This window comes from Vibrio sp. CK2-1, assembly GCF_021726515.1.
GTDB lineage: Bacteria > Pseudomonadota > Gammaproteobacteria > Enterobacterales > Vibrionaceae > Vibrio.
The window spans coordinates 367,104-391,726 of sequence record NZ_JAKKCJ010000001.1 but is presented as its reverse complement, the minus strand read 5'-3'; the positions used below and the strand labels follow the sequence as shown (position 1 = coordinate 391,726).

Below are 24,623 nucleotides of genomic sequence, written 5' to 3'. Positions count from 1 at the left end.
TTAACCTTTTGAATCCATAACTTTACCAAATGAGTTTTCAGTATAAGAATCATTAGTAGTTAAAATGTGCTGATCAGACGGTCTTTATGACTAAAGTGATGGTTATCGATATGATTTAGGAGACAGACCAAAAAATTGGCTAAAGCGGCGAGTAAATGCGGATGGGTTGGAAAAACCGACTTTTTCTCCGATCAATTGCACAGGAAGATCGGTATGCGTTAAGAGCGCTTTGGCTTTTTCCATTCGAAGTTGTAAAACAAACTGCTGGCTGGTTTGGCCTAGGTTCGATTTGAATACGGTTTTAAATTGAGTAGGGCTTAAAAAGGATAGTTTGGCTAATCGTTCAACCGACCAATTTTGACTAATATCTTGTTGAATTTCACTTATGACACTCGCAATACGAGGATCGATTCTAAGCTGTTGGCCTTGCTGTTCTAATAGCTGCAATAGCATACCGCACATCGCATTTTCTAAATGAGCATTAGTTTTGCTCATCAACTGCAACCCGGCAAATTGCACATAAGCTAGAGTCGCTGGAGATAACAAAAACTTTTTGGTTTTAGCATGGCATAAGTTAGGTGGAAGTTGGCTGAGATCGACCACTAAAAAGCGTGCCGCTTCATCGGCGGAAAAAGCATGGTTCAAGCCAGCATGAATCACGATGGCATCGCCAACACTGACTTTGCCATCAAACTCGCCGACTTGCATTTCAATCACGCCCTGTAGTGGCAGCACAATTTGATGATAATCATGCTTATGCTGGCGTGATTGACTAATGTAAGAACGAATCGATAACCGATCGTTAATCATAACCGTTTATATTCATTACTTTTTCAGTAAATCTTTCAAGTTCGCAAACGGGTTATGGGTTGCTGCTTGGTGCTCATCTTCTTTTGGCGTTGAGTCAGCCGAGCCATATAAATCATGCTCTAAATATTTAGAGTGTTCATGGTCGTGACAATACAAACAAAGCAATTCCCAATTACTGCCATCTTCAGGGTTATTAGTATGATCATGGTCTTTGTGATGTACCGTCAATTCACGCAAATTAGAGTACACGAATTCGCGAGCACAGTTGCCACAAATCCAAGGATAAAGCTTTAACGCCTTTTCACGATAGCCACTTTCTTTGCGCGCGTAGTTAGCACTAGAGCCATAAAAATCAGACGACATATTGTTTCCTAATCATTGTTATTATTGATTTAATTTACACTGTAAACTGTTTATACCCAAGTAACCTAGTCTGGAATGGTGATCACTCCTAAATGTTCAAGCAGCATTTCTTGTTGCCACTGACAAATCATCGCGCCTTTTAAGTTCACGCTACGAATGTCTAGCCCTTCAAGTTCAACATGCGCGAGGTTACAACTTTTCCAGTTTGCTTGGCTCCATTGTTCGCTAGAAAACTCACCGCGACTAAGATCAGAGCCTTCAAATGAAGTGCCTTGTAGATTAGCACCGCGCCAACGGTTTTCAAACAAATCACACTTTTCGAGGCGTTGATTTTCTAAGTTTGCGTAGGTTAAATCACACTGCGTAATATAAGCGGAACAGAAATAGGTATTGTGCGTTATGTGATTAGCAAACAAGGTTCGAACAAAGCTTGCCCCTTTCAGCATACTATTGCGTATTTCGATGCCAAACGCTGAAGCCCCATCAAAGTTGGCCATGCTCAAATTACAATGTTTAAAACTGGCATCATTCAGTTTGGCGTAAGCAAAGTTGCACCCCATGACGTCACCGGATTCAATAAAAACACAATCAATAAACTGCGCATCAGACAGGTCACAACGAGAAAAGTCACACTGATAAAAATGACACTTATCAAACACTTCACCACTAAGATCTTGAGAAGAAAAATCGTGTTGATGAAAGGTTTGGCTTACTGGTTCAGTCATTAGCATTACTCGAAGAGTTAAAACTTAAGGAAAATTGGCAACAAAAAAGCCGCAACAAGTGCGGCTTTTTTTAATTCGTTATAAGTACTTAATTATAGTACTTCAACGTTTGCAGCTTGAGGGCCTTTTTGACCTTGCTCAACTTCAAACGCTACTTTTTGGCCTTCAGCTAGAGTGCGGAAACCTTCACCTGTGATAGCACGGAAGTGAACAAATACGTCTGCGCCGCCATTCTCTTGAGTGATGAAACCGAAACCTTTCTCTTCGTTAAACCACTTAACTGTACCAGTTGTCTTAGACATGGGTAAATCCTATAAATATTTTTTACTAATCAATTACGCTTGTTGCGTGTTATAGCCGGGAATAGAGTTACTTACGTGAGGATACTTAAAAGGAGGCACTTCATGACACTTAACTGGTATATCAGGTGTTGCGAAGACTTCTAAAGCAAATTTCAAATAAATAGGTCCGTTACAGGCCGTGTTTAAAGATACTCGGGTTTTTCATCGTTGTATAGGGTTATTTTTAAAAACTTGATCTAAGTAGTTCAAATTTTTTTCACGGCTATTATCGACCTACTTATGTGGTTATTTTTATTACTAAAATCACTATAGACATCTAAACGTAAAAGCCCCCATTGCTTAAACAATGAGGGCTAAATTACCGTCAAATTGTCAGAAAAAGATTAATCTAATTCTTCTAATTGGCGCTGATATTTTTTGTATTGTTGAGTGACTTCTTCACTTGGACCGCCCGTTAATAAACTCACTACAACAATCGAAATAGTCGAGAAAATTACGCCCGGTACGATTTCATAAACATCGAACCAACCACCGGTTAATTGCTTCCAAATAACGATGGTCACGCCACCAATCACAATACCCGCGAGTGCGCCATTACGGTTCATCTTAGACCAGTACAAGCTCAGTACAATGGCTGGACCAAATGCTGCACCAAAACCCGCCCACGCATAAGACACTAAACCAAGCACTGAACTTTCCGGATTCATTGCCAGTATCAAAGCAAACACAGAAACGCCAATCACTGCAATACGGCCAACCACAACCACTTGCTCTGACGTCGCATCTTTCTTAAATACTTGCTTATAGAAATCCTCTGCTAGTGCCGATGAAGACACTAATAACTGAGAATCGGCAGTACTCATGATTGCCGCTAAAATAGCCGCCAGTAAGATACCCGCCATTACCGGATGGAAAATCGCATTCACCAGAATCATGAAGATCTTTTCACCATCTTCAATTGCCAGCGTTGGATGGCCGTTAACATAAATCAAGCCAACTAGACCAACCATGATCGCACCTGCCATTGATAGCGCAGTCCACACTACCGCGATACGACGAGCAGTAGTTAAGTCTTTATTGCTACGTGTCGCTTTAAAGCGCGCCAAAATATGCGGCTGACCAAAGTAACCTAGGCCCCATGCAACAAGAGAGATAATCGCGATCGCCGTTAATGGCTCCCCTTTGGCAGATGTCCACATATTCAGCAATTCAGGGTTGATGTTATTCAGGTCGATATCAACTTGTGTAAAACCGCCACTCATTGCCGCAATCGGCACAATCAATAGCGCTGCAGACATCAATAAACCTTGCACTAAATCGGTCCAAGCTACCGCAAGGAAACCGCCAAACAAGGTGTATGCAATAACACAAACCGTACCAATGACGACCGCAATTTTGTAATCAAGGCCAAATACTGTTTCAAACAATTTACCGCCTGCCACTAAACCAGAACTGGTGTAGAACAAGAAGAACAACAAAATAAAGAAAGCGGAAATGGTTTGAATTAATTTTGACTTATCTAGGAAACGACGAGATAAGAAGTCAGGAATCGTGATCGCATCCGTGGTAATACTGTAAGTACGAAGACGCTTAGCACTTACCAACCAGTTAAGCCAAGTCCCGACGAGTAAGCCCCCACAAATCCAAGTGGCCTCTAACCCCGAAGCATAAGCATACCCAGGAACACCCAGTAATAGCCAACCACTCATGTCTGATGCACCCGCTGATAAGGCAGCCGGCCAAGGACCAAGGGTTCTTCCACCAAGAAAATAATCGGTTGAGCTTGAAGTTCGTTTATAGGCAACATAACCAATGGCAAGCATTAAGGCTAGGTATCCGATAAATGTGCTAGTAATAGCAAAACTATTTTCTATCATAATTATACCTTTTATATGATTAGCCCCTCTATCCTGAGGGGCTTTTTATTGTGTAGTAGATGGTTATGATACTAAATAATTGATAGTTATAATAATAAGAATCAGTCTTAACTCAGTATCACATATATTTAATGTTGATTTCCTAACTCTAGCAGAGTCGCGTTTCCTCCGACGGCGGTTATGTTAATAGTGCGAGTTCGCTCAGTAATAAAACGTAGAACGAGGCTAGGATCATGAGCTTGTACTAAGCTTAGTGAATCACATCTGTCTTGCGTGTTTTCAGCTGCAATCGTTTCTGCAATAAAAGGAACAATTGCACCTTTCTTTTGAGCTAAATCTGCGTTTATTGACCTTTGTGTTTTAGCGCTTCCGACAAAAGCAGCCATTCGAATATCCGCTTCAATCACCGCTTGATACGCATCGTACGCCACGATATGGACTAAATGTGCCGGCAGCACGCTACTTATCGCACTTTCAAGGCATTGATTCAGCTCTTTATCATCACTGCAAATAAGTACGGCATTACCAGCAATTAAAGCAGCAGTTAATGGTGCCATGACCGCCACCCAAGGCATTGATGGCTCCACAACCAATGCACAAACCCCTCTACCTGCCGTATATAACTCATTGGTTTCACCGGTTGGCCCAGGCATTAATTTAGGCTCAGATAAACGCTCATCCGCTTGTTGCAGGTGAAAATTCATCACCGCACTTAATGACGGTTGTGTTTCTTCTAAATTACGACAAACCGAACGTAAGCATTCACTTTTAAACGTATATTCGGTCAAATTCCATTGTTCCCAAGCGGTATTAGCATCAAAGAACGTCACTTCAGAAAAACGAGTAATAGTTTGCATAATACTCTCCTAAACAGATTCAGTTTCAGTGGTCATCGCCACTTGAGAAAAACGATATAGATAGTGCGGACCGCCAGCTTTAGGCCCAGTACCGGATAACCCTTGCCCACCAAATGGCTGAACGCCAACCACAGCGCCAACTTGGTCGCGGTTGATATAACAGTTACCGACACGTGCTTGTTTCTCAATCCAACGGTAAGTGGTTTCATTACGGCTATGCACGCCCATGGTTAAACCAAATCCCGTTTGATTAATATCTTTAACCACTTGTGGCAATTTATCGGCTTTAAAACGGATGATATGTAACAACGGCCCGAATTTTTCTTCTGTTAACACACGAATATCATCAATTTCAAATGCGGTTGGCGGAACAAAATCTCCGGCCTGACACTCTTCTGATAAGGCAAGTTCAGTTACCAACTTTTGGGTTTTCTTCATTTCATCGATGTGGGCAATCAGTTTTTCTTTTGCTGCGGTATCTATCACCGGTCCAACATCAGTTTTATGTAAGTAAGGTAGGCCAACTGATAACTCTTTCATTGCGCCTTTGATTAACTCAATAATGCGATCTGCAATATCTTCTTGCACATAGAGCACACGCAAAGCCGAACAACGCTGCCCTGCCGAAGCAAAAGCAGAGCGTAGTACATCACGCACCACTTGCTCAGGTAACGCAGTACTATCGACTATCATGGCGTTTTGACCACCGGTTTCAGCAATAAATGGCACCGGCTCTGCATCACGTTGAGCAAGCGTGGCATTAATTCGCTGCGCAGTTGGTGTTGAGCCTGTAAACGCCACACCGGCAATCGCAGGGTGAGCGGTTAATGCTGGACCAATTTCAGAACCTTGCCCGGTTAACAATTGAATCGCACCAGATGGGATCCCCGCTTCAAGCATTAACTCAATGGCTCGTGTTGCGATTAAGCTAGTTTGCTCTGCTGGTTTGGCAATAACGGTATTACCACTGGCAAGCGCGGCAGTAATTTGCCCTAAGAAAATCGCTAAAGGGAAGTTCCACGGGCTAATACACACGAATACTCCACAACCTTCGCGATAAATCATGCGCTCTACCCCATCAAATCCTAGCTGTTTTTTAGGTTCGAAGATGGCATCTTGCTTACTGTAAAAACGACAAAAATCGACAGCTTCACGTACTTCATCAATGGAATCATGAATCGTTTTACCGGCTTCCTTATGACAAATCGCCACTAACTCTGGCAAATGATCCTCTAAAAGATCCGCCAAACGGTCTAATTTTTCGCCACGAGCTTGATAACTAACCTTGTTCCATTCATGGAAGCATGATTGAGCAACCTCAATTGCCTCGGAAGCATGATCAAGGTTGGCATGGACAATAGATCCAACAGGGATCTTTCTGTCATAAGGTGCGGTGATTGCTTGAACCTGCGCATCGGCACTTTCTGTATCCTTGATCATGCTTTCGAAATATCTTTTGCCAGCAATGATAGGACCACCTTGCCAGGTTTGAGTCAGCCAATGTTCAACTTGTGCTTCAAATGGCTCTAGCTCACTTTGGATATCAATATTGACGCCATAAGAGTTTTGTCTTTCATTAAATATCGCTGGTGGCAGTGGAATCGCCGTATTGTTGTAATGCTCATGCGCGGTCAAGGTATCAACCGGATGTTGATTTAGAGTTTCAATTGGACAGCGAGCGTCAACCAAACGGTGAACAAACGAACTATTGGCACCGTTTTCAAGTAAACGACGGACTAGGTAAGGTAATAAGTCTTTGTGACTACCCACTGGCGCGTAAATACGTACAGATTGACCAAATGCTTTCATCGCATGTTCATATAGGGAATCTCCCATGCCATGCAAACGCTGGAACTCATAATCTTGGTGGCTGGCCATATTGGCAATCGCCGTCACCGTATGAGCATTGTGGCTAGCAAATTGTGGGAAGATATTGCCACGCACATGTTCACTTAGTAAGAAACGTGCACACGCAAGATAAGCCACATCGGTCGCTTCTTTACGGGTGTAAACCGGGTAGTTTGTGTAACCTGCTTGTTGAGACCATTTGATTTCGCTATCCCAATACGCGCCTTTAACTAAACGTAGTGGAATAAGATCACCTTGTTCTTTGGCAAGTGCATTTAACCAAACCAAAACAGGTAGTGCGCGTTTAGAGTAGGCTTGAATCACCAACCCAAACTGTCCCCACCCTTTCGCCGCTTCACTACGATAAAGTTTTTCAAATAACTCCAGCGACATTTCAAGGCGGTCGGCTTCTTCCGCATCAATGGTTAAAGCAACACCAAGTTGTCGAGCCTGTAAAATCAGTTGCTCAACAGTGTCGTATAGCTCGCTCATCACACGATCTTTATTGGCGACTTCGTAACGAGGATGTAACGCTGATAGCTTAATTGAAACCGAAGGTGCTGGGCTCACTGAGTGATCAAACTTATCATTACCAACCGCTTTAATCGCCATTAAGTAATCATTAAAGTATTTTTGAGCATCTTGAGTGGTTAACGCAGCTTCACCTAACATGTCATACGAATAGGTGTAGCCCTTCTCACGCATGTTTTTACCATTTTTTTGCGCTTCAGCAATGCTACGACCTAGCACAAATTGATGACCCATGATTTTCATCGCTTGGTGCATCGCTTTACGAATAACCGGCTCAGACATCTTATTGACTAGACGATTCAAGCCTTGAGTTGGGCTTTGCGCTTCTGATTCTTTTAAACCGACGACTTTACCCGTCAGCATTAGCCCCCAAGTCGAGGCATTAACAAACACAGAATCCGAATTTTTAAGGTGAGACTTCCAATCAGCAACACTTAATTTGTCACGAATCAAAGCATCTGCTGTTGCCGCATCAGGAATTCGCATAAGCGCTTCTGCTAAACACATCAATAAAATACCTTCATGGGTATCTAGGCTGTATTCAAGCAATAAAGCATCTATCATTTGAACGGCTTTTTTATCCGCGCGAATAGATTTGATCAGATCTGTGGTTTGATTTTCAATGGCAAGTTTTTCTTCATCGCTTGGTTGCGCTAAAGGCAATAATTCTTTAAGCCAAGTTGATTCATCAACCATATATAAAGGAGAAATTAAAGACCATAGTTGGTTTAAAGGCTGATCATTAAATTCCGCTTTCAATACATCTGCAGCAGTAAACATACATTTTCCTCATACAAATTCGGAACTATCATTGGAAGTAGATCTGAAGTGTAAGAGGAAAAATCCGTTTGTGATTGTTTTAAACTCCGTTTTATTTTACAAAAAGCATTTTCTGCAACAAAAAACCAACATGATCACAAAAATTCAATAAATGTATTGGTGACGGGAAATCTAGGGGAATTAGTAATCTTGACGGTACTGAGAAGGCGACATTCCAACCATTCGTGTAAAGCTATGGGTGAAAACACTTTGCGCAGAAAAACCAACCACTTCCGCAATATGGCCAAAACTGTACTGACCTTCTTTAATTAACCGCTTAGATTCTTCAATCCGTTTAGTGAGAACATATTGATGTGGAGTCATTCCAACTTGCGCTTTAAATAATAAATGAAATTGGCTTTCTCCAAGAAATGCACACGCTGACAAATCGGCTACGGTTATTTTGCTCGATAAGTGTTGCAAGATATACCGATCAAGCAGATCCATATTCAATCGATGCCCTTTTTTGTACATTTCGAATTTCTTAATATGACGGTGCAATAAAGCAATGATGGTATCTTGGCAGGCTCGGCACAATAACATATCTTCAGGATTGGCTTTAATTTCTCGAACCAACATTTGAATCAATTGCTGAATTTCAAAATCGAGTTGAAAGTAGACTTCTTCCGATAATAAATCTTCTAATAGATGGGCAACTTGAGAATCAATATTCAGCGTATCTAAAAAGTTGAGAACTAAAATGTCAGAAGCGCCAATCCCACCAAAACGATGCTCTGAAGAAGCTCGTACAATACAACCTTGCCCTGGGCCAATTAAGTTCACTTCACCTTCAACATCAAATTCAGCTCTACCGGAAAGCCCTATCACTATCTGAGTGTAATCATGATGATGGTGCGCCATGTGGCTTGGCAAAGTGATGACTTGTGCAGGTCGAGGTGGCGCTTGGTAAAATTCATCATAAGTAGGCATAACAAACCTTCATCCTTGAATCGTCGTCATTAAGCAGGAAACCTCTTGATCATTGTTCCGAAACGATGATCAAGAGCGTCTGTTTTACGGTCAGATGTCGTTCAATATAAAGTAATCTTATTAAGTCATTAAGGCGCTAAACGAGAGATATCCCAGTTAGTCGTAGAGGTATCTTGTTTGCTATACACAAAGCGGTCATGCAGACGATGCTCGCCACCTTGCCAAAATTCAATAGTATCTACTTTGACTCGATAGCCGCCCCAAAAAGTCGGAACGGGTATTTTCCCTTCCGCAAACTTGGCTTTCAGTTCCATGTATTTGCCTTCTAAAACACTACGGGCAGAAATACGACTACTTTGCTTACTCGCCCAAGCGGCTAGCTGACTTTCTTTTGGTCGCGAAGTGAAGTATTTCATATTTTCCATTGCGGTGAGTTTTTCCACGTGACCGGTAATATGGACTTGTCTTTCCATTGGATGCCATGGGAAGTGCAAACTGATTTTTTGATTGTGCTCTAAGTGCTGAGCTTTACGGCTACCTAGGTTGGTATAAAAAACGAAACCATCATCATCGACATTTTTTAATAATACGATTCGTTGGAAAGGCTGACCATGCTCATCAACCGTTGCAACTGTCATTGCAGTAGGATCGGTCAATTCAGCTTTTATCGCCTGCTCTAACCATAAGTTAAATTGCTCAACCGGATTGTCAGCCAAGTCAGAACGTTTTAAAGCATCCATCGCATACTCACGACGCATATCAGAAAGTTTCATGTATTTTCCCTAATTCTATTTTTTATTATTTTGCGCTTAACGTCAGGTGAATTCAAGGTCTGAGGTTGATAGCTAAGAGTAAACTTAACAAGCCAGTTTACAGTGTAAATCGAGGGTATACCCAAGTGACTTCATGCCAACAGATTTACACTGTAAATTGCTTCAACCATTGTCTTAGTTGTTGTTCAACTTGTTTTCTGCCCGCCAGTTTATGCTTTGCTGCTACCGCTTGCCATGAATGGAAAAGCAATACTTTGTCAATCACAACTGATATGCCATCGCTATCAAGTTTACTTTGTTGCGGAGCTAATTCTGAAAACGGATTCACTTGAGATAAGTATTCGATGACAAACTGACTATACCAAGGCACAACCGATTCAAAACTATTTCCCCCTAAAGAAAAGTTAGACAGTATAGGAGAAAGTGAAAATCGTGCAGAATCCTGATTCGGCTGAAACAACAAACTCGCTAATGTCTCATGTTCGATATCTTGGTATTGCAGAGGAAGAACGCGTTGAAAGTTATCAAGGCAACTTAAAGCAGCTGGTTCAACCCAATGTTTAGCGCGCTCAGATAATGCTTGTACCATAAAAGCAGAATAACAACCGCTGGCATGATCTCGACGAGTACCGATTGAAACTAACTGAAAAGATTTTTTCCAGAAATTGATCAGTTCTGCCGTTGCGCCAAAACTCACAGAGATGAAGTCAATAGGATTTACGCTATCAACCGATATTAACTCCTGCTGTAATTTCTGTAGAGCAAAACTCCCTACCCCATAACCTTGCCAAGTTGGGTCAATCGCAATTCGCATAATGCGAGCTGATGTTTGTTCCGCAGGTTGATTCATCGCTAAATGATTTGTTAGGTAGGCCGCGGCTAAGTGTCCTTTTGGTCGACGCACTCCTAGCTGAATATCTTTAATCAATTGACTATCTAATCCGCCTTCCATGCTTACCAGCAAGCAACCAATCACTTTAGAGTTTTCGAAAGAATCCTTATTCAGATAAGAAATCTGATAAACCTGAATCTCGTCAGACGCTAAAACTTGCATCACATCATTAGGCGTTGTTTGATAATGCGCAGTCACCAGCAAACCAAAAATAGAATGAAACAGTTCAGAATTTTTGATCAGTTGTTGTTTGGATACCAGACTCAACTCTATTTGTGAAAACAGTATTTGCGAAAGCTCTATCTGAGAAAGTTCCAATGACTCGGCATTAACATCATTGGTAGAGTTATCAGTATTGGTAGTATTGCTAGGAAGATTAAACTCAGAAACACTATCATCAGCATTAAGTAAAAACGTATCAAATGACCAGTTTTCTAATGGATCATTTTCCGCCCAGCGAATCGGTTGAGTTAACTCGACATGCTTCCAACCTGGACGATGTTGATTCAGCCATTGCATAAACTTAATCGAAAATCCTCGACCACAGCCTTCATAACCATGAATGGTGGAACTAAACACTAAACGATGAAAACGATTCACGAAACTTTTTAGCATAGGCAAAGGCAAAGCTGCTGCTTCATCAACTAATACTAGGTCGGCATTGACTTCCGAAATATTCAATTCATCAGGTGCAATAAAGCGTAACTGCGAACCATTAGAAAGATGCCATTCAGTACGGGTTTGAAATAGCCAGGTGAATTGACCAACCGTTTTATCCGCAAATTCAAAAAAGGGATTTAACGCGTTAATAGACGGTGCGGTAATGACTATCTTCATCACGCGTTGTGACATCAATTTTGCCGCCGCGATACCTAGACTGGCCGTTTTTCCTCGGCCGCGGTTGGCATTTAAAACTAATGGTCGGCGACGATGACCTGTCACTACTTTTTCAATTGCAGCAACAGCCTCAGCTTGTTGTTCAAATCGATTAAGCTTTACAGAATCCTGATCAAACTCAACATCAGCAAGTGATAAATCATCAGCCGAAAGATTATCAATACACGGCCAACGCTTAAAATGTTGAGCTAACCATTGGGATTGATATGAATTATCTAAAGATTCAAAATTGATAATAAAAAGAATGCCACCACCGACCAAAGCACCTAATGCCGCATTAAAGCTATTGGCATCAAAGCTTTTACTACCAGAGCTGCTGCTATCCAAGACTGAGCTAAAATCCACAACCAGCAACTCTACCTCTTGCCCAAGTAAACGCTGGCCTTGTTTACTCGTATAGTGTGCACAGCCTAACAAAGGTTGATTGCCACCAAGCCAAGCAGTTTTGGTGATATCAATATTCTGCTGCTCGATAAACCGCGTTAGCAATTGATGAGCATCGGCATCATTTAATTGTAATTGCACCGCAACGCGCTGATTAACAAGACGCAGCTTAGAAGACAAGGTAGTGAGGTAGTTAAGTGCTGACATACTTATTTCTAAATTTAAAATCGATGAAGTAAGCATATCACAGAGACAAAAAAAGCCGCACAAATGGCGGCTTAATTAAGGATAACAGTGATAAACCCAGTTACTTGAATAAAAGCTTATTAGGCTAATTTACCTTGCACATAGGCCAAGATATCTTGCATCACTTCATCATCCACTTTTTTCAGAGAAAGCGATAAGTTAGCGCCTTTGCGAGTATAACTAACGCGCCCTTTCACTAACTCAACTTTATCTGAAGCTGTTTCTTTTTTACTTGGTAGCAACTCTTCAATCCACGCTTCTAACTGGCTTGATACTTCTTTCGTCAAGCGAGCAACACCTTGAGATTGTGATTGTTGCCAAATCGCACCGTGCCCTTTTCTACACTTCTCAAGTAGCGTTTCTTGTGATTTTTGCGGTAATGAAAAGTACTGTTTATGCAGTTTAACGATAGTCGGACGGCCTACATCGCTCACATTAGGGTACGCTTGCAGTAATTCTAATGGTAGTGCGGCGGCTTTAAGTGCCCCACTCACCAAGGCTTCACTGCATTGGAACATTTGTGCTAATGCTTTTTGATCTTCAGCGGCACCAGAATCGAGCTTAGCTTGCATTTCGCGGCCACGTTCATATAACGATAATGGCTTATGCGCATTTGCTACATCAGATAAAAACTTAGCGTGGTCAGATTGAATATCATCGGCAACATAAATCAGAAAATCTTTCTGCGCCAAAATACACGACATGCGACGACGGCTACCGTCTAGTACTTCAATTTTACCTTCAGCATTACGTCGGCCAACCGCAGGATACTGCTGCCCGCGCTCTTTTAACGTAACTAAAATATCAGATAAAGCGTGCTCATTTAAAAATGATTGTTCACGTGAGTTCTCAGCAAACACCACGGTTTGGCTTTCGATTTCAGAAGCAGGCACAGACATCAATTCAAAAGCCACCAAATCTTGACCAGCAATCGCCAATTCAATCACTTGTGCTTTTTCTTTTACTGCTGCTTGAGCTTCCACAGGAGAAGTCGCACGGCGTTTATTCGCCTTGCCAAATAATTTAGCATTCAATTCAGAAGTTTTAATAGCCATTATTTATCCCCCTGGTTTAATGACGCCCAATGACTATGCATCACACGCTCTAATTCTAGCGCGCTTTTTTGAATAGCATCTTGTGCCGTAGCTAAAGTTTTCTTACCGCCTTCAAAATCACCGGCAGTTAAATCAAATACCGTGCTGTAAGTATCGGCACAAGTTTCAAATGCACGACTACGTGGAATGGTTGCCATCATCACTTGCTCAGCAAGCAGGTAATTCATTTCCGTTAATACCGAAACTTGTTTTTTATTGTCATCTTCAAACATAGTCGGCATTAGACGAACAAATTCTAAACCTTGCCAATCTTCCGGGAACATTTCATACACTGTTGGTAAATGTTGGAAAAAGTTCACTGTTGATGCCCAGTCTAAGCGCTTAGCCGCGCAAGGAATTAATAAGGCATTAGAGGCATACATTGCATTCCAAACTAATGGATCGACGTGCGGACCGGTATCCATCATGATGATGTCAAAATCATCAGCAATCTTATCAATCAACTTTTCTTTTAGTAGCTTCACAATATCTAATGACTGATTTTGTGATAAATGCTGCCAAGCTTCCGCGTTGAACATGGCATCTTCAGGAAACGCCGAAATGGTTTTTAAGTTCGGATATTGAGTCGGTAATAACACATTTTTACGTAAAAACTCAGTATCGACCTCTACCCCTTCCGGCACATTATCCAGCATGACATCCACTGCTGAATAGATTTCTTCGTGATCATCAACACTAATTTGTGGATTAAGGAACAAACGTAACGAACCTTGCGGGTCTAAATCGATTAAGCAAATACGGTAGCGTTTATCCAAATTCAATGCTAGACAAGCAGCAAGATGCACTGCCGACATAGATTTACCTGTGCCACCTTTTTGGTTCTGCACATTGACGATCCAAGGTTTATTACCGGTGTTCTTCTTACGCTGATAAAACATATCAACGCCAGCCGCATCCATTAACTGATGAGCTTCACTCAGTGTAATTGAATAGTGGTTCGCATTGTTTTTAGTAAATTGATGACCTTCCGCTTCCATTTTAGCAATCGCTTCGTCTAACTTACGACGCGTCAGCCCTGAACGGGTTTCCATCAAAGCTTTAGACATAGCAGGGAAATGCTCATCTTTACGTTCTTCTAAAACAATCTCGATACGATCTGCTTGAACTTGTTTTGTTTGTTCAGCAAGGCGTTCCAGATTTTGAATCGTCTGTTCTCTTTTCATAAGTTCATCCAGTTAACTTTATCTAAAATCATTGTACAACAAAAAACGATATAAACAATGATTAGCTGCACATTTAGTGTAATGATAAATTAAAAGCAAAATTGTCATTTATTTGCAATAACAGATAAAAACGTGCATTTACTCACATATTTTTCACCATTATTTACCCGAAAACTTCAAAACTTTTTAACTGTTACAATGTCACCTATTTACAATGTAAATGCCATTTCTCTCGGAACGATTAATTAATTAGATAAAATTACGGTCATTGTCGAATCAACATAAAAATAATGATAAAGCAAGCAAGTCTATTAAAAATTAACCAATCAATAAGAGAGTAGGGTGGGGCAAGATAAAAAACAAAAGAATCATAGAAACCAAAGCAACAACTACGCTTAATAATACAAAAAATAAATGAGTCACTTTGTATATAGACAGTTATATCAACTCGTAAGTAGCGAAAACACACCAATTTCAGCTTGTAAGCATATAGATAAATGGCTTCAAGATGCAGAATCAGAGCTATCATACGAACCTTTAGGCAAGTAGATTGTTGCCTAAGTGTTTTAAGAAAATGAATGAATCGTGCAGTTTCAATCCAAGCTGGATTGATGAAATAGCCTTGATCATCGTTCCATAATTACTATCAAAATAGTCCCAAATCCTCATATAAAAGCCGAAAGATTGAAAAACAGTGATAATTTCTATTTTAATTGGCCATTTATCTAATAAAGAGGAATATAAAGGAAGCATGATCAAGGGTTAAAATGTCAATTCAATTTGATTGATATAAAGATCACTTTCGGATCGATGATCAAGCGTAAATAAGCCTCGGAAGCATGAAAAGCCTTGTATAGATTACATTGAGTGTAAATTGAAGTGACATTTTTTATCGAAAAACACGCTTTAGCCTCGCCAATCAACGACTAATAGCCTTGATCATTCTTTCTAGCAGTGAAGACAAGCAATAATATTAGAAGGAACGATGAACTATAGCACTCCAGCTTGATCATCGTTCCATAAGCAATAACCAGTGAGAAGTAGGCTATTTTTCCATTTTTTAATAAATCGACTGTTATGATCTGTGGATAACATGTAAATGACAGATGATCATCGTTTCATTATTTGTTTGATCATGCTTCATTAAATTAATGATCATGCTTCTGTTTCAAATTGATCATGCTTTCAATTGAGTAATGATCATCGTTCTGAATGCTCTATGATCATGCTTTCAAACGAGAAAAAAATAACTTATTTATATTCATACACTTAAAAGCAAAACTTCAGCCAGATCATAAGATCATATAACCATTTAAGATCAAATAAACATAAAGATCAGTTATTTAAAGAAAAGCATTTTTTTCTTTCTTTTTTGATCTTTTTTATTTATTCTTTGGGAACTATATGAGATTTACATCCAATGACAAATGGAATTGATATGCCAACCCAAGAAAAGATCTTGATCAAACTCCCTCGAAACCACAAAGATGGTCACTTATTTCAGATCTCAGAACACACTATCGATTGGATTGAGCAATATCAACATTTCAAAGGTGTCACCAAAAGCATTGTTGAACTACTCAATTTAATTTCTCTTAAAGGCTTATCCAGCAAAGATGGTTTAGTTTCTACCACGGAATTAATTGAAGCCACTGATGGACAATTAACTCGCGCTGCAATTCAGCAACGATTAAGAGCTGCCGTATCTATCGGCTTATTTGGCCAAACTCCAGTTCGATTTGAAGAAGGTCTGGCTGGCAAAACAATGCTTCATACCTTCGTAAATCCAAACCAATTAATTTCTGTACTTGGTTCTACTAGCTTAAAAACCGATTCCACTCGCCAAACCGAAAAACAAAAACGTTCTAAAGCATTGGCGCAAACTCAAGTAAACCGTCAGTTGCTCAATGAACATGGTTTATATACGCCACCAGCAATGCGTGATGAAGCGGATCAATTCGTGGTTTCACCGACTAACTGGGCGGGTATTATTGATCAGGCTTTAGCACCACCAAGAACAAGAAAAAATTATCAAAAATCAATGGTTTCTATTTCAGGAACCCGTGCGATCATTGAAACTCGATCATCAAAAAATATCATGACGGTTGATGATCTCATGACCCTGTTTGCTCTGTTTACACTAACCGTTCAATACCATGATCATCACCAAGATGATTATCATATGAATGCCAAACAGATGCCAAATAAAACCCCTTTGTATATCACGGATATTTTATCTTTACGTGGTAAAAAGGACAGTGGGCCTGCACGAGATTCAATACGAGATAGTATTGATCGTATCGAATTTACTGATTTTCAATTGCATGAATTAACAGGCCGCTGGCTTAGTGAAAATATGCCAGAAGGCTTTAAGAGTGATCGCTTTCGCTTTATTGCCCGTACCATCACCGCATCAGATGAAGCACCGACAGAAAATGCCTCGGGTGAAATTCGCATCAAACCAAACTTATATATTTTAGTTTGGGAGCCTTCATTTTTTGAAGAATTGCTGACCAAAGATTACTTTTTCTTATTCCCACCAGAAATTCTGAAACAGCATACACTGGTGTTCCAGCTGTACACCTTCTTTAGAAGCCGCCTAGTACGTCGTTTAACGGAATCTATGCTGCTCAGTGAGATTAACCAGAAACTCGCTCGTAACATCGAATGGCGCCGTTTTTCGATGGATCTTATTCGTGAATTAAGAAAATTATCGGAAGGCAAAACCACTGAAGATCTTTTTGTGGTCAATTTATGGGGTTATCATTTAACGATAACCACCATAATGGATAAAGGAAAAGTTCAAGATTATCAGATCAATATCCGTTGCGATGCAGAAGAAGTATTAAGATTTTCTCGTGCTCGCACCACCAATGCTGGCAAACGAAATATGGCACCAACCTTGCCAAACCCACTACGTCACGAATTGGTGTCTAAACAAAAGCTGCAAGAATTGGCGGAAATTATTGATGGTGAATTTGAACCGATCCAGCGTAAAGATCCTTCACCAAGAGGCCGCCTAGGTCGTCGAGTGAAGCTCAAAAAGCATCTTGTAGAGATCAATGCGGACGAACTAACGATCACGCTCTCTAAATATACCTCACCACAAGCCTTAGAACGCAGTATAACGGCGTTATCAGCAATGACAGGGCATCCGTTCGCTTCTATCAAAGAAGAGTGTGACGAGCTTATGAGTAAGCTAGATTGGCTACGAGTTGGTGAAGATGTATTGCCTTATGAAACATTAAGTAAAACCATTGAGTTATTTAATCAGGAAACCAAGTCTAAGCATCTGTCGATTGAAAGGTTAATTGCAGGACTGGCTGTACGACGTAAAGTTTGCAAGCAAGTGTTTGATGGCCATCTCGATGAAACGGTGATGCGTGCATTAGATGAAATGGCGAACGTTTCTTAATTATTTATATTCAATGGGTTAGTGTTAAATTCGAAAGCATGATCAAGGTAGCTTCTTATTCATGCTTTCGGAACGATGATCAAGTGCGATAGATCAAGCTGTATGCTTAAAGACGACTTTGATCCCTATTTCTCATATTCAATTCACCTAATGGTGCCATAAAAGCAATATGCAGCTCTATGAGTTGATAACTTTCTTGCTGCCACTCTGGCTGTCTTTGACAAAACTCCAACATCATAACCGTTAATTGGTCGAGATAAGCCGCTCCCCAATACCTTAGTTCGACTTGAGTATGTGGATTGGCGGTTATGCTTTGTAAGCGCGCATAAGCCAATTGAGTATACTGGTAAGCTAGCTGGTGATGTTCGAGACCATCAAAATAATGAAATAACTGCAAACAGCCATCAAGCCAGGATGTGATCGCTTTAATATGCGTTTCTGATAATGGCTCCGATTCCGACCAAAGCTGCGGGGGAGGGGAGTGAATAAGAGACACTAACTCTGAAATATTATGACTGCCAGTATCTTGCTGGTGACATTTAAGGCGAAATAACCAAGTGCTGAGTTCCATTGCGAGCCTCTTTCTTGAGTCTTCGAACTATAATTTGATTGTAGTTGCTTTATACCAATCGCACTAATTATCTGATCATTTTTGCTTGTGAAAAACCTCGATAACTACGTTATAAATTTTGATTGTAGAGTGACTACTTATCGAAAATTTATGCCTTGTTCTCAAGGCTTTTTCCAGCGCAATTTCTGAACACCTAATTAATTTGATTGGTATTACTCTAAAGCAGCTTGTGCTGAAGGAATAAATTTTTGATTTTGAACTTGCCAGCAAAAAAAATTTACCTAAAATGCGCGAATCTGCTATTTATTATTGAGTGAAGGTTTGATTGCTAATTGTGACCGCTGAAATAGTCGCTTTTAGAATGGTGAGATCTTTGACGCTACACCCAGTTAAATAGAAACAAAAGCGGTAAATGGAATGGAAAACGCAACTTGTTTCTGAACTCTGAGTTTAGTCACACTCTGTATTTTATTTACTTAACAAGTGGACATTAGTTTGCTTAATATCCACTTTGTTTCCGCATGGTTTTCTGGAGGTACTTATGTCGATTAATTCAATTGATCATGATGACATGACTGGAATTGCAACAAGTTGGGATAATAAAGACGATTCGAATTCTCAAGCGACGCCGAAGCAAATGAAAAGCGCTGAAGCGAGACGTCGAATTGAAATGTTGAAAGAGATTCGTGAAAGCGGTCTAACGTTAGAAGAAGCGAGAGAACTTGGCTTACTTCATTAAGAGGCTTAGCTAATCTCAGCTGAAGTAAGTTATAAGAAGGATAGTTTATAAAGACAGGGTGTTTATTCATTCTGTCTTTTTATTTTCTGTTTAGTCAGCTCGTTGAATTGTTTGCTGCTAATATCTCAAATTTACACTGTAAACCGATGAATATCTTTTTATCATTTGCCCTCTGCTATGGTATATTCCTGTGACTAACGACTCTTGAGCATAGGCCATTTTAATGTCTATAAATTTATCTTTGTTGCCACCAACTGAGAAAAATAAAATCGAATTGGATAAGCAAGCTTCGTATGCGGTTTGGCAGTTAAAACAAGCGAAAGCTGGGCCAGAACTATTGCTAACTGAAGCTGAAAAAATTCGTAATGAAGATGAACGTAGATTCTTCGAACAAGCAGTCCAAAAATACAAACGGATAATGGGTGTCGCTTAAATCGCGAACTCGTTATCGGTATTCATAAGAGACATATTGCCAGTTTGCTTGAATGGTAATAGTGATACGCAAACTCTTATGATAAATATAACGCGTTAAATTGAACCAGAGAGAACATTCCCATGGGAAGAAGTTTTGAAGTGCGCAAGGCCTCAATGGCAAAAACAGCTGGCGCAAAAATTAAAGTTTATTCTAAATACGGTAAAGAAATTTACGTTGCCGCTAAAAATGGTGGTTCAGACCCTGATATGAACCTTTCGCTAAAGCACCTTATTGCTAAAGCGAAAAAAGACAACGTACCGGCTCACGTTATCGAAAAAGCATTAGATAAAGCGAGCGGTGGTGGTGGTGAAGATTTCCAACCAGCACGCTATGAAGGTTTTGCTCCAGGTGGCGCAAGTGTGATCGTTGACTGTTTAACAGATAACGGTAACCGTACTTTCCAAGATGTTCGCCAATGCTTCGTGAAAACGGGCGCTAAAATTGGTAGCCCTGGTACGGTTGCTCACATGTTTGATCACCAAGCGGTATTCCAGTTTAAAGGTGAAGACGAAGAAGCGGTATTAGAAGCACTAATGATGCAAGATGTGGATGTAACAGATATTGAGCTAGAAGATGGCGTGATTACTGTTTTTGCTCCTCATACTGAATTCTTCAAAGCAAAAACAGCACTAAACGAAGAATACCCAGATCTTGTTGTAGATGTTGAAGAAATTACTTTTGTTCCGCAAAACCACACGCCAGTAACGGGTGATGATGCGGTTAAATTCCAAAAGTTCTTAGACATGCTAGATGACTGTGACGACGTTCAACAGGTCTACCACAACGCTGAATTAGAAGGCTAAGCTAACCGCTCTGTCTGACTATCTAATAAAGTTATAAACAAACACCGAGCTTTAATGGCTCGGTGTTTTTGTTTTGCAGAAACGAATTTTATATCGCCGATTTAAAACTATGGAGTAGGGGTCGACTTCGTCTGCACTGGTGGCATGTTGGACGATAGTGATTAATCAGTAAATACCTGTTTCCAGTCTTGCTTCATATCGACCACATTCCAATTGTCTTGTTGAGCAAGTGGTAAAGCTTTTTCTAAGTGACCAATGGCCGAGTCTTTATCATAAGCCCATTCGCGCTTCTCATCGGTGTGGTGGATTAATACCGACATACTTGAATAAGTCGATGTTTTCGTCCATTGCAACATTTCTAAATCGCCATCTGAGTTACCAGCTGCGAAAACAGGCTTTTTACCGATATAGGTTTGAATGGTTAATGGCTTTTGAGCTTTATCATTATTCACATTTACTTCAGGTAAACGCATGATGGTAGGTTTGCCATTAACGAGTTTGTATTCAGTTTTCACTGAAGAACCTAGAATTTGCTCTTTCGGTATACCATAAACTTCCGGTGCCCAAGCTCGCATAAAATCAACACCACCGCCGGAAACAATATAGGTTTTGAAATCATTTTGTTGTAGGTAATGTAGTAGCTCTAGCATCGGTTGATAAACCATTTCAGTAAATGGGCGTTGGCTATCGGGATGACGTGCCGTTTTTAGCCAAGCTTTTACTGATGCATCAAATTCTTCAGTGCTCATTCCCGTATGGCTCGCCATTACTATTTTCAGTAGACCATCCATGCCTGATTTTTTAACGCCTTCAAGATCGCCTTTTAACACGGATGCAAAAGGTTCTTGTGTTTTCCATTCTGGATGTTGGCTCGCTTTTTCTTTTATTTGTTCTAGTGCGAAATACAGTTGGAAGTAAACCGGTTTTTCCGCCCATAGAGTTCCGTCATTATCAAATGTCGCAATACGATCGGATACAGGAATAAATTGTTTTGAGTCGAGAGTGGTGGTTTGTTGAACATATTGAATAATACTTTTTTTAGTTGCGGTATCATTCCATGATGGTAGGGGATCAACCTCAGTACTGGCGAGTACTTGATGACTTATTACAGTGACCATCACTACACTTAATATCCGTAAAAATTTCATAATGTGTCCTTAATTAATACGAGCAATACGTTATTTTTTGTCTAACTTGATAAAAATAAGGCCTGCGATTAGTGGCAGGCCTTATATTACGCTCAGTTAATTACTTAGTGGTGGGAGCTTCAGACAGTTTCTTCATCACGTCATCTAAGTTAAATGTTGCTGGTGTTTGGCTTGGTGGGAACTCTTTAAATGTTTCTAAGAATTTCGCCACATACGCTTGAGCCGGCACATATAAATAAACATGATCCATTACCCAATCCCAATAGGTATTAGATGTGATATCGGCTTCTTCATATGGGTCTGAACGTAGGTTAAATAGCTTAGGAGTACGCAGTGGTGTGAATGGGTCGGCCCATAAAGCTAGGGTCCCTTTCGTGCGTTGTTCCATAAAGACAATTTTCCAACTTTCATAACGAAGACCAACTAATTGACCATCATCATTGAAGTAGAAGAATTCTTTACGTGGTGATTCTTTTACTTTACCGGTTAGGTAAGGTAGTTGGTTATAACCATCTAGGTGAACTTTGAAGGTTTTATCCCCTACTTTTTTACCTTTAAGTAGCTCTTCTTTTATGTTTGTTTCACCCGCAGCGGCGGTTATTGTTGGTAACCAATCAAGACCACTGACAATACCATTGGCAATGCTGCCTGGTTTGATGTGACCAGGCCAACGGATCATAGCAGGAACACGGTAAGCACCTTCCCAGTTGGTTACTTTTTCACTACGGAATGGGCTATTACCAGCATCAGGCCATGTGTTTTTATGTGGGCCATTATCAGTGGTATATAACACAATGGTATTATCCGCTACGCCTAGATCATCAAGTTTTTTAAGAATAGCGCCGACTTGATTATCATGCTCAATCATACCATCAGCATATTCAGTACGTGAGTTAAGACCAGGTTTATCACGGTTTTCTTCTTTGACGTGAGTACGGAAGTGCATACGAGTTGCGTTCCACCAAACAAAGAATGGCTTATCTGCTTTAACTTGTTTTTCCATGAAATCCATTGCCGCAGATGAGGTCTCTTCATCAATGGTTTCCATACGTTTACGAGTCAGTGGACCTGTGTCTTCAATTTTTCCGTCAGAATAAGAATGAATCACGCCACGTGGACCAAATTTCTTTCTAAATTCAGGGTCTGTAGGGTAGTTACGTTGCTCTGGTTCTTCTTCGGCATTTAAATGATAAAGGTTACCAAAGAATTCATCAAAACCATGTTGGGTAGGTAGGAATTCATCGCGATCACCTAAATGGTTTTTGCCAAATTGGCCAGTTGCATAACCAAGTGGTTTTAAGAGTTGAGCAATAGTCACATCACGAGCTTGTAAACCAACATCAGCGCCAGGTAAGCCCACTTTGGCCAAACCGGTACGCAGCGTTGTCTGTCCTGTAATGAAGGTAGAGCGACCCGCGGTGCAGCTTTGTTCTGCATAATAATCGGTGAAAATAACACCATCGTTAGCAATTTTATCAATATTAGGGGTGTGGTAGCCAACAAGACCCATTGAATAGGCGGAAATATTGGTTTGACCGATATCATCACCCATGATGACTAAAACATTTGGTTTATCCGATGCCGCAAAGCTACTAAATGAAGCTAATGCCCCACTTATTACTATTGCCGTCTTAAAAAAATTACGCATGAAATCCTCCAGCGCGATAGTCCATGAAAAGGTTGGTAAATACCATTCCTTCCGCTTAGTGTTGTTCACAAGATATTTTATCGCACAACCTGATGATGAAATACCCAACACTAATAAGTCTAAACCATTTGCTTAAAATAGCAGGTTTTGTTTTTAACCAATTGTTTATGTTTAATTTTATTGGTTTGTTAATTTCCTTTTTTGATTTTTTAAGTGATTATAAAGGTTATAACCGGAAGTTATTTTTTATACGTATATACTGCAATAAAGGATGTTTTTTTTGCGTGATTATATGAGGTGAACAATGACAATAAATCGTGATTCTATTAAATATTTAGTCGAACATGTTGAACGGTCGGTGATTGGGCAATCTCATGTGGTTAATGCTTTAGTCATTGGTTTATTAACCGGTGGGCACATTTTATTGGAAGGTTTACCAGGCACGGCGAAAACTCGTTCAGTAAAGGCGTTAGCCAATGCGTTACAAACTCAATTTGGTCGAATTCAGTTTACTCCCGACTTATTACCTTCTGATGTGACGGGAACAGAGCTATATCAAGAGGTGGATGGTCACCATCAGTTGCATTTTCAAGCTGGGCCTATTTTCAATAACCTAGTGTTAGCTGATGAAATTAACCGTGCGCCGGCAAAAGTTCAAGCTGCATTACTTGAAGCCATGGCTGAAGGCACCATTACGGTTGGGGATAAAACACATCAATTGCCAGAGTTGTTTATGGTATTGGCGACTCAAAACCCGATAGAACAAGAAGGGACATACCCGTTACCAGAAGCGCAAATGGATCGCTTTTTATTGAAAGTGAATGTCGATTATCCGGAGGCAAATGCAGAGAAAGATATTATCCGTTTAGTGCGTAGTGAAGAACAAGGGAGCCTACAATTTCAGACCACCGATGAATCTACTTTTCAATTTGATATTCAAACGGTGTTTGATGCGCGCAAAGAAATTGCCGCGATTGAAGTTTCTGATATGGCTGAAGATTACATCGTTAATCTAGTGATGGCGACTCGTACACCAAACGATTATCCCGATTCGTCGTTAAGCCAATGGATCCAAATAGGCTCAAGCCCTCGCGCCTCTATTGCTTTGGATAAATGCGCTCGTGCTCACGCTTGGCTTAATGGGCGTGATCATGTGACACCGGATGATATACGAGCCATGGTTCCTGTGGTGATGAGCCATCGTTTTATCCTCTCTTATGATGCGCTTGCCGATGGCGTGACTCACCAGCGAGTGATTGATGAGTTATTAAGTTGTGTGGCAATAGGCTAAG

The 24,623-nt window shown here is 40.5% G+C and carries 20 protein-coding genes; 5 read left to right on the top strand and 15 right to left on the bottom strand.

Going from position 1 to position 24,623, the window contains the following annotated elements:
- Positions 1-102: 102 nt before the first annotated feature.
- The 12 genes from L3V25_RS01695 to L3V25_RS01640 all read right to left on the bottom strand — a co-directional run bounded on the left by L3V25_RS01695 (position 103) and on the right by L3V25_RS01640 (position 14,532).
- Complete coding sequence (locus L3V25_RS01695; RefSeq protein ID WP_237293774.1) at positions 103-810, bottom strand: AraC family transcriptional regulator; 708 nt, start codon at positions 808-810, stop codon at positions 103-105.
- Positions 811-825: 15 nt separating this feature from the next.
- A complete protein-coding gene (locus tag L3V25_RS01690) occupies positions 826-1,173 on the bottom strand; it encodes a YajD family HNH nuclease (protein ID WP_237293773.1) in 348 nt (115 codons plus the stop codon).
- A gap of 65 nt (positions 1,174-1,238) precedes the next feature.
- Complete coding sequence (locus L3V25_RS01685; protein WP_237293772.1) at positions 1,239-1,898, bottom strand: Qnr family pentapeptide repeat protein; 660 nt, start codon at positions 1,896-1,898, stop codon at positions 1,239-1,241.
- A 92-nt stretch (positions 1,899-1,990) separates the two neighbouring features.
- Positions 1,991-2,200 (bottom strand): cold-shock protein, encoded by a 210-nt coding sequence (locus L3V25_RS01680; RefSeq protein ID WP_017025474.1) that lies wholly within the window; start codon positions 2,198-2,200, stop codon positions 1,991-1,993.
- A 383-nt stretch (positions 2,201-2,583) separates the two neighbouring features.
- A complete protein-coding gene (putP, locus tag L3V25_RS01675; protein WP_237293771.1) occupies positions 2,584-4,077 on the bottom strand; it encodes a sodium/proline symporter PutP in 1,494 nt (497 codons plus the stop codon).
- Positions 4,078-4,205: 128 nt separating this feature from the next.
- Positions 4,206-4,937: an aldehyde dehydrogenase family protein gene (locus tag L3V25_RS01670; RefSeq protein ID WP_237294325.1), complete on the bottom strand. Its 732-nt coding sequence runs from the start codon at positions 4,935-4,937 to the stop codon at positions 4,206-4,208.
- A gap of 6 nt (positions 4,938-4,943) precedes the next feature.
- Positions 4,944-8,093, bottom strand: a complete 3,150-nt coding sequence (gene putA, locus L3V25_RS01665) for a bifunctional proline dehydrogenase/L-glutamate gamma-semialdehyde dehydrogenase PutA (RefSeq protein ID WP_237293770.1) — start codon at positions 8,091-8,093, stop codon at positions 4,944-4,946.
- Between the two features lie 180 nt (positions 8,094-8,273).
- Positions 8,274-9,062, bottom strand: coding sequence for an AraC family transcriptional regulator (locus tag L3V25_RS01660; RefSeq protein WP_237293769.1), 789 nt, complete (start codon positions 9,060-9,062; stop codon positions 8,274-8,276).
- A 128-nt stretch (positions 9,063-9,190) separates the two neighbouring features.
- Positions 9,191-9,835 carry a pyridoxamine 5'-phosphate oxidase gene (pdxH, locus tag L3V25_RS01655; RefSeq protein ID WP_237293768.1) on the bottom strand — a complete coding sequence of 215 codons (645 nt, stop codon included), beginning with the start codon at positions 9,833-9,835 and terminating at the stop codon, positions 9,191-9,193.
- 145 nt (positions 9,836-9,980) lie between these two features.
- Positions 9,981-12,215 (bottom strand): GNAT family N-acetyltransferase, encoded by a 2,235-nt coding sequence (locus tag L3V25_RS01650; protein WP_237293767.1) that lies wholly within the window; start codon positions 12,213-12,215, stop codon positions 9,981-9,983.
- 119 nt (positions 12,216-12,334) lie between these two features.
- Complete coding sequence (locus L3V25_RS01645; protein ID WP_237293766.1) at positions 12,335-13,309, bottom strand: ParB/RepB/Spo0J family partition protein; 975 nt, start codon at positions 13,307-13,309, stop codon at positions 12,335-12,337.
- Positions 13,309-14,532, bottom strand: a complete 1,224-nt coding sequence (locus tag L3V25_RS01640) for an AAA family ATPase (protein WP_237293765.1) — start codon at positions 14,530-14,532, stop codon at positions 13,309-13,311. Before L3V25_RS01640 ends, L3V25_RS01645 begins: the two co-directional genes overlap by 1 nt.
- A gap of 1,438 nt (positions 14,533-15,970) precedes the next feature.
- Between L3V25_RS01640 and L3V25_RS01635 the strand changes: the two genes are divergently transcribed.
- The gene (locus L3V25_RS01635; protein WP_237293764.1) at positions 15,971-17,947 is read left to right on the top strand and encodes a replication initiator protein RctB domain-containing protein; all 1,977 of its coding nucleotides are present in this window, start codon (positions 15,971-15,973) and stop codon (positions 17,945-17,947) included.
- Between the two features lie 106 nt (positions 17,948-18,053).
- Here the strand turns inward: L3V25_RS01635 and L3V25_RS01630 are convergent, their stop codons facing one another.
- A complete protein-coding gene (locus tag L3V25_RS01630; protein WP_237293763.1) occupies positions 18,054-18,518 on the bottom strand; it encodes a hypothetical protein in 465 nt (154 codons plus the stop codon).
- 541 nt (positions 18,519-19,059) lie between these two features.
- Between L3V25_RS01630 and L3V25_RS01625 the strand changes: the two genes are divergently transcribed.
- The 3 genes from L3V25_RS01625 to L3V25_RS01615 all read left to right on the top strand — a co-directional run bounded on the left by L3V25_RS01625 (position 19,060) and on the right by L3V25_RS01615 (position 20,535).
- Entirely contained in the window at positions 19,060-19,257 is a 198-nt protein-coding gene (locus L3V25_RS01625; RefSeq protein ID WP_237293762.1) for a hypothetical protein, read from the top strand.
- A 223-nt stretch (positions 19,258-19,480) separates the two neighbouring features.
- Positions 19,481-19,690 carry a DUF3283 family protein gene (locus tag L3V25_RS01620; RefSeq protein ID WP_193000304.1) on the top strand — a complete coding sequence of 70 codons (210 nt, stop codon included), beginning with the start codon at positions 19,481-19,483 and terminating at the stop codon, positions 19,688-19,690.
- Between the two features lie 122 nt (positions 19,691-19,812).
- Positions 19,813-20,535: a YebC/PmpR family DNA-binding transcriptional regulator gene (locus L3V25_RS01615; protein WP_193000303.1), complete on the top strand. Its 723-nt coding sequence runs from the start codon at positions 19,813-19,815 to the stop codon at positions 20,533-20,535.
- 161 nt (positions 20,536-20,696) lie between these two features.
- Here L3V25_RS01615 and L3V25_RS01610 read toward each other — a convergent pair whose 3' ends face one another.
- On the bottom strand, positions 20,697-21,683 hold the full coding sequence (locus L3V25_RS01610; RefSeq protein WP_237293761.1) for an HAD family hydrolase: 987 nt from the start codon (positions 21,681-21,683) through the stop codon (positions 20,697-20,699).
- A gap of 100 nt (positions 21,684-21,783) precedes the next feature.
- Positions 21,784-23,331 carry an arylsulfatase gene (locus tag L3V25_RS01605; protein ID WP_237293760.1) on the bottom strand — a complete coding sequence of 516 codons (1,548 nt, stop codon included), beginning with the start codon at positions 23,329-23,331 and terminating at the stop codon, positions 21,784-21,786.
- 304 nt (positions 23,332-23,635) lie between these two features.
- Here L3V25_RS01605 and L3V25_RS01600 point away from each other — a divergent pair, with 304 nt between their 5' ends.
- Complete coding sequence (locus tag L3V25_RS01600; RefSeq protein ID WP_237293759.1) at positions 23,636-24,622, top strand: MoxR family ATPase; 987 nt, start codon at positions 23,636-23,638, stop codon at positions 24,620-24,622.
- The last annotated feature ends 1 nt before the right edge of the window (position 24,623 follow it).

Coding starts and splice junctions, on each gene's coding strand:
- L3V25_RS01605 (WP_237293760.1), bottom strand. CDS start 23,331: ATGCGTAATTTTTTTAAGACGGCAATAGTAATAAGTGGGGCATTAGCT.
- L3V25_RS01680 (WP_017025474.1), bottom strand. CDS start 2,200: ATGTCTAAGACAACTGGTACAGTTAAGTGGTTTAACGAAGAGAAAGGT.
- L3V25_RS01600 (WP_237293759.1), top strand. CDS start 23,636: ATGACAATAAATCGTGATTCTATTAAATATTTAGTCGAACATGTTGAA.
- L3V25_RS01645 (WP_237293766.1), bottom strand. CDS start 13,309: ATGGCTATTAAAACTTCTGAATTGAATGCTAAATTATTTGGCAAGGCG.
- L3V25_RS01690 (WP_237293773.1), bottom strand. CDS start 1,173: ATGTCGTCTGATTTTTATGGCTCTAGTGCTAACTACGCGCGCAAAGAA.
- putP (WP_237293771.1), bottom strand. CDS start 4,077: ATGATAGAAAATAGTTTTGCTATTACTAGCACATTTATCGGATACCTA.
- L3V25_RS01630 (WP_237293763.1), bottom strand. CDS start 18,518: ATGGAACTCAGCACTTGGTTATTTCGCCTTAAATGTCACCAGCAAGAT.
- L3V25_RS01610 (WP_237293761.1), bottom strand. CDS start 21,683: ATGAAATTTTTACGGATATTAAGTGTAGTGATGGTCACTGTAATAAGT.
- L3V25_RS01660 (WP_237293769.1), bottom strand. CDS start 9,062: ATGCCTACTTATGATGAATTTTACCAAGCGCCACCTCGACCTGCACAA.
- L3V25_RS01625 (WP_237293762.1), top strand. CDS start 19,060: ATGTCGATTAATTCAATTGATCATGATGACATGACTGGAATTGCAACA.
- L3V25_RS01635 (WP_237293764.1), top strand. CDS start 15,971: ATGCCAACCCAAGAAAAGATCTTGATCAAACTCCCTCGAAACCACAAA.
- pdxH (WP_237293768.1), bottom strand. CDS start 9,835: ATGAAACTTTCTGATATGCGTCGTGAGTATGCGATGGATGCTTTAAAA.
- putA (WP_237293770.1), bottom strand. CDS start 8,093: ATGTTTACTGCTGCAGATGTATTGAAAGCGGAATTTAATGATCAGCCT.
- L3V25_RS01615 (WP_193000303.1), top strand. CDS start 19,813: ATGGGAAGAAGTTTTGAAGTGCGCAAGGCCTCAATGGCAAAAACAGCT.
- L3V25_RS01640 (WP_237293765.1), bottom strand. CDS start 14,532: ATGAAAAGAGAACAGACGATTCAAAATCTGGAACGCCTTGCTGAACAA.
- L3V25_RS01650 (WP_237293767.1), bottom strand. CDS start 12,215: ATGTCAGCACTTAACTACCTCACTACCTTGTCTTCTAAGCTGCGTCTT.
- L3V25_RS01685 (WP_237293772.1), bottom strand. CDS start 1,898: ATGACTGAACCAGTAAGCCAAACCTTTCATCAACACGATTTTTCTTCT.
- L3V25_RS01620 (WP_193000304.1), top strand. CDS start 19,481: ATGTCTATAAATTTATCTTTGTTGCCACCAACTGAGAAAAATAAAATC.
- L3V25_RS01695 (WP_237293774.1), bottom strand. CDS start 810: ATGATTAACGATCGGTTATCGATTCGTTCTTACATTAGTCAATCACGC.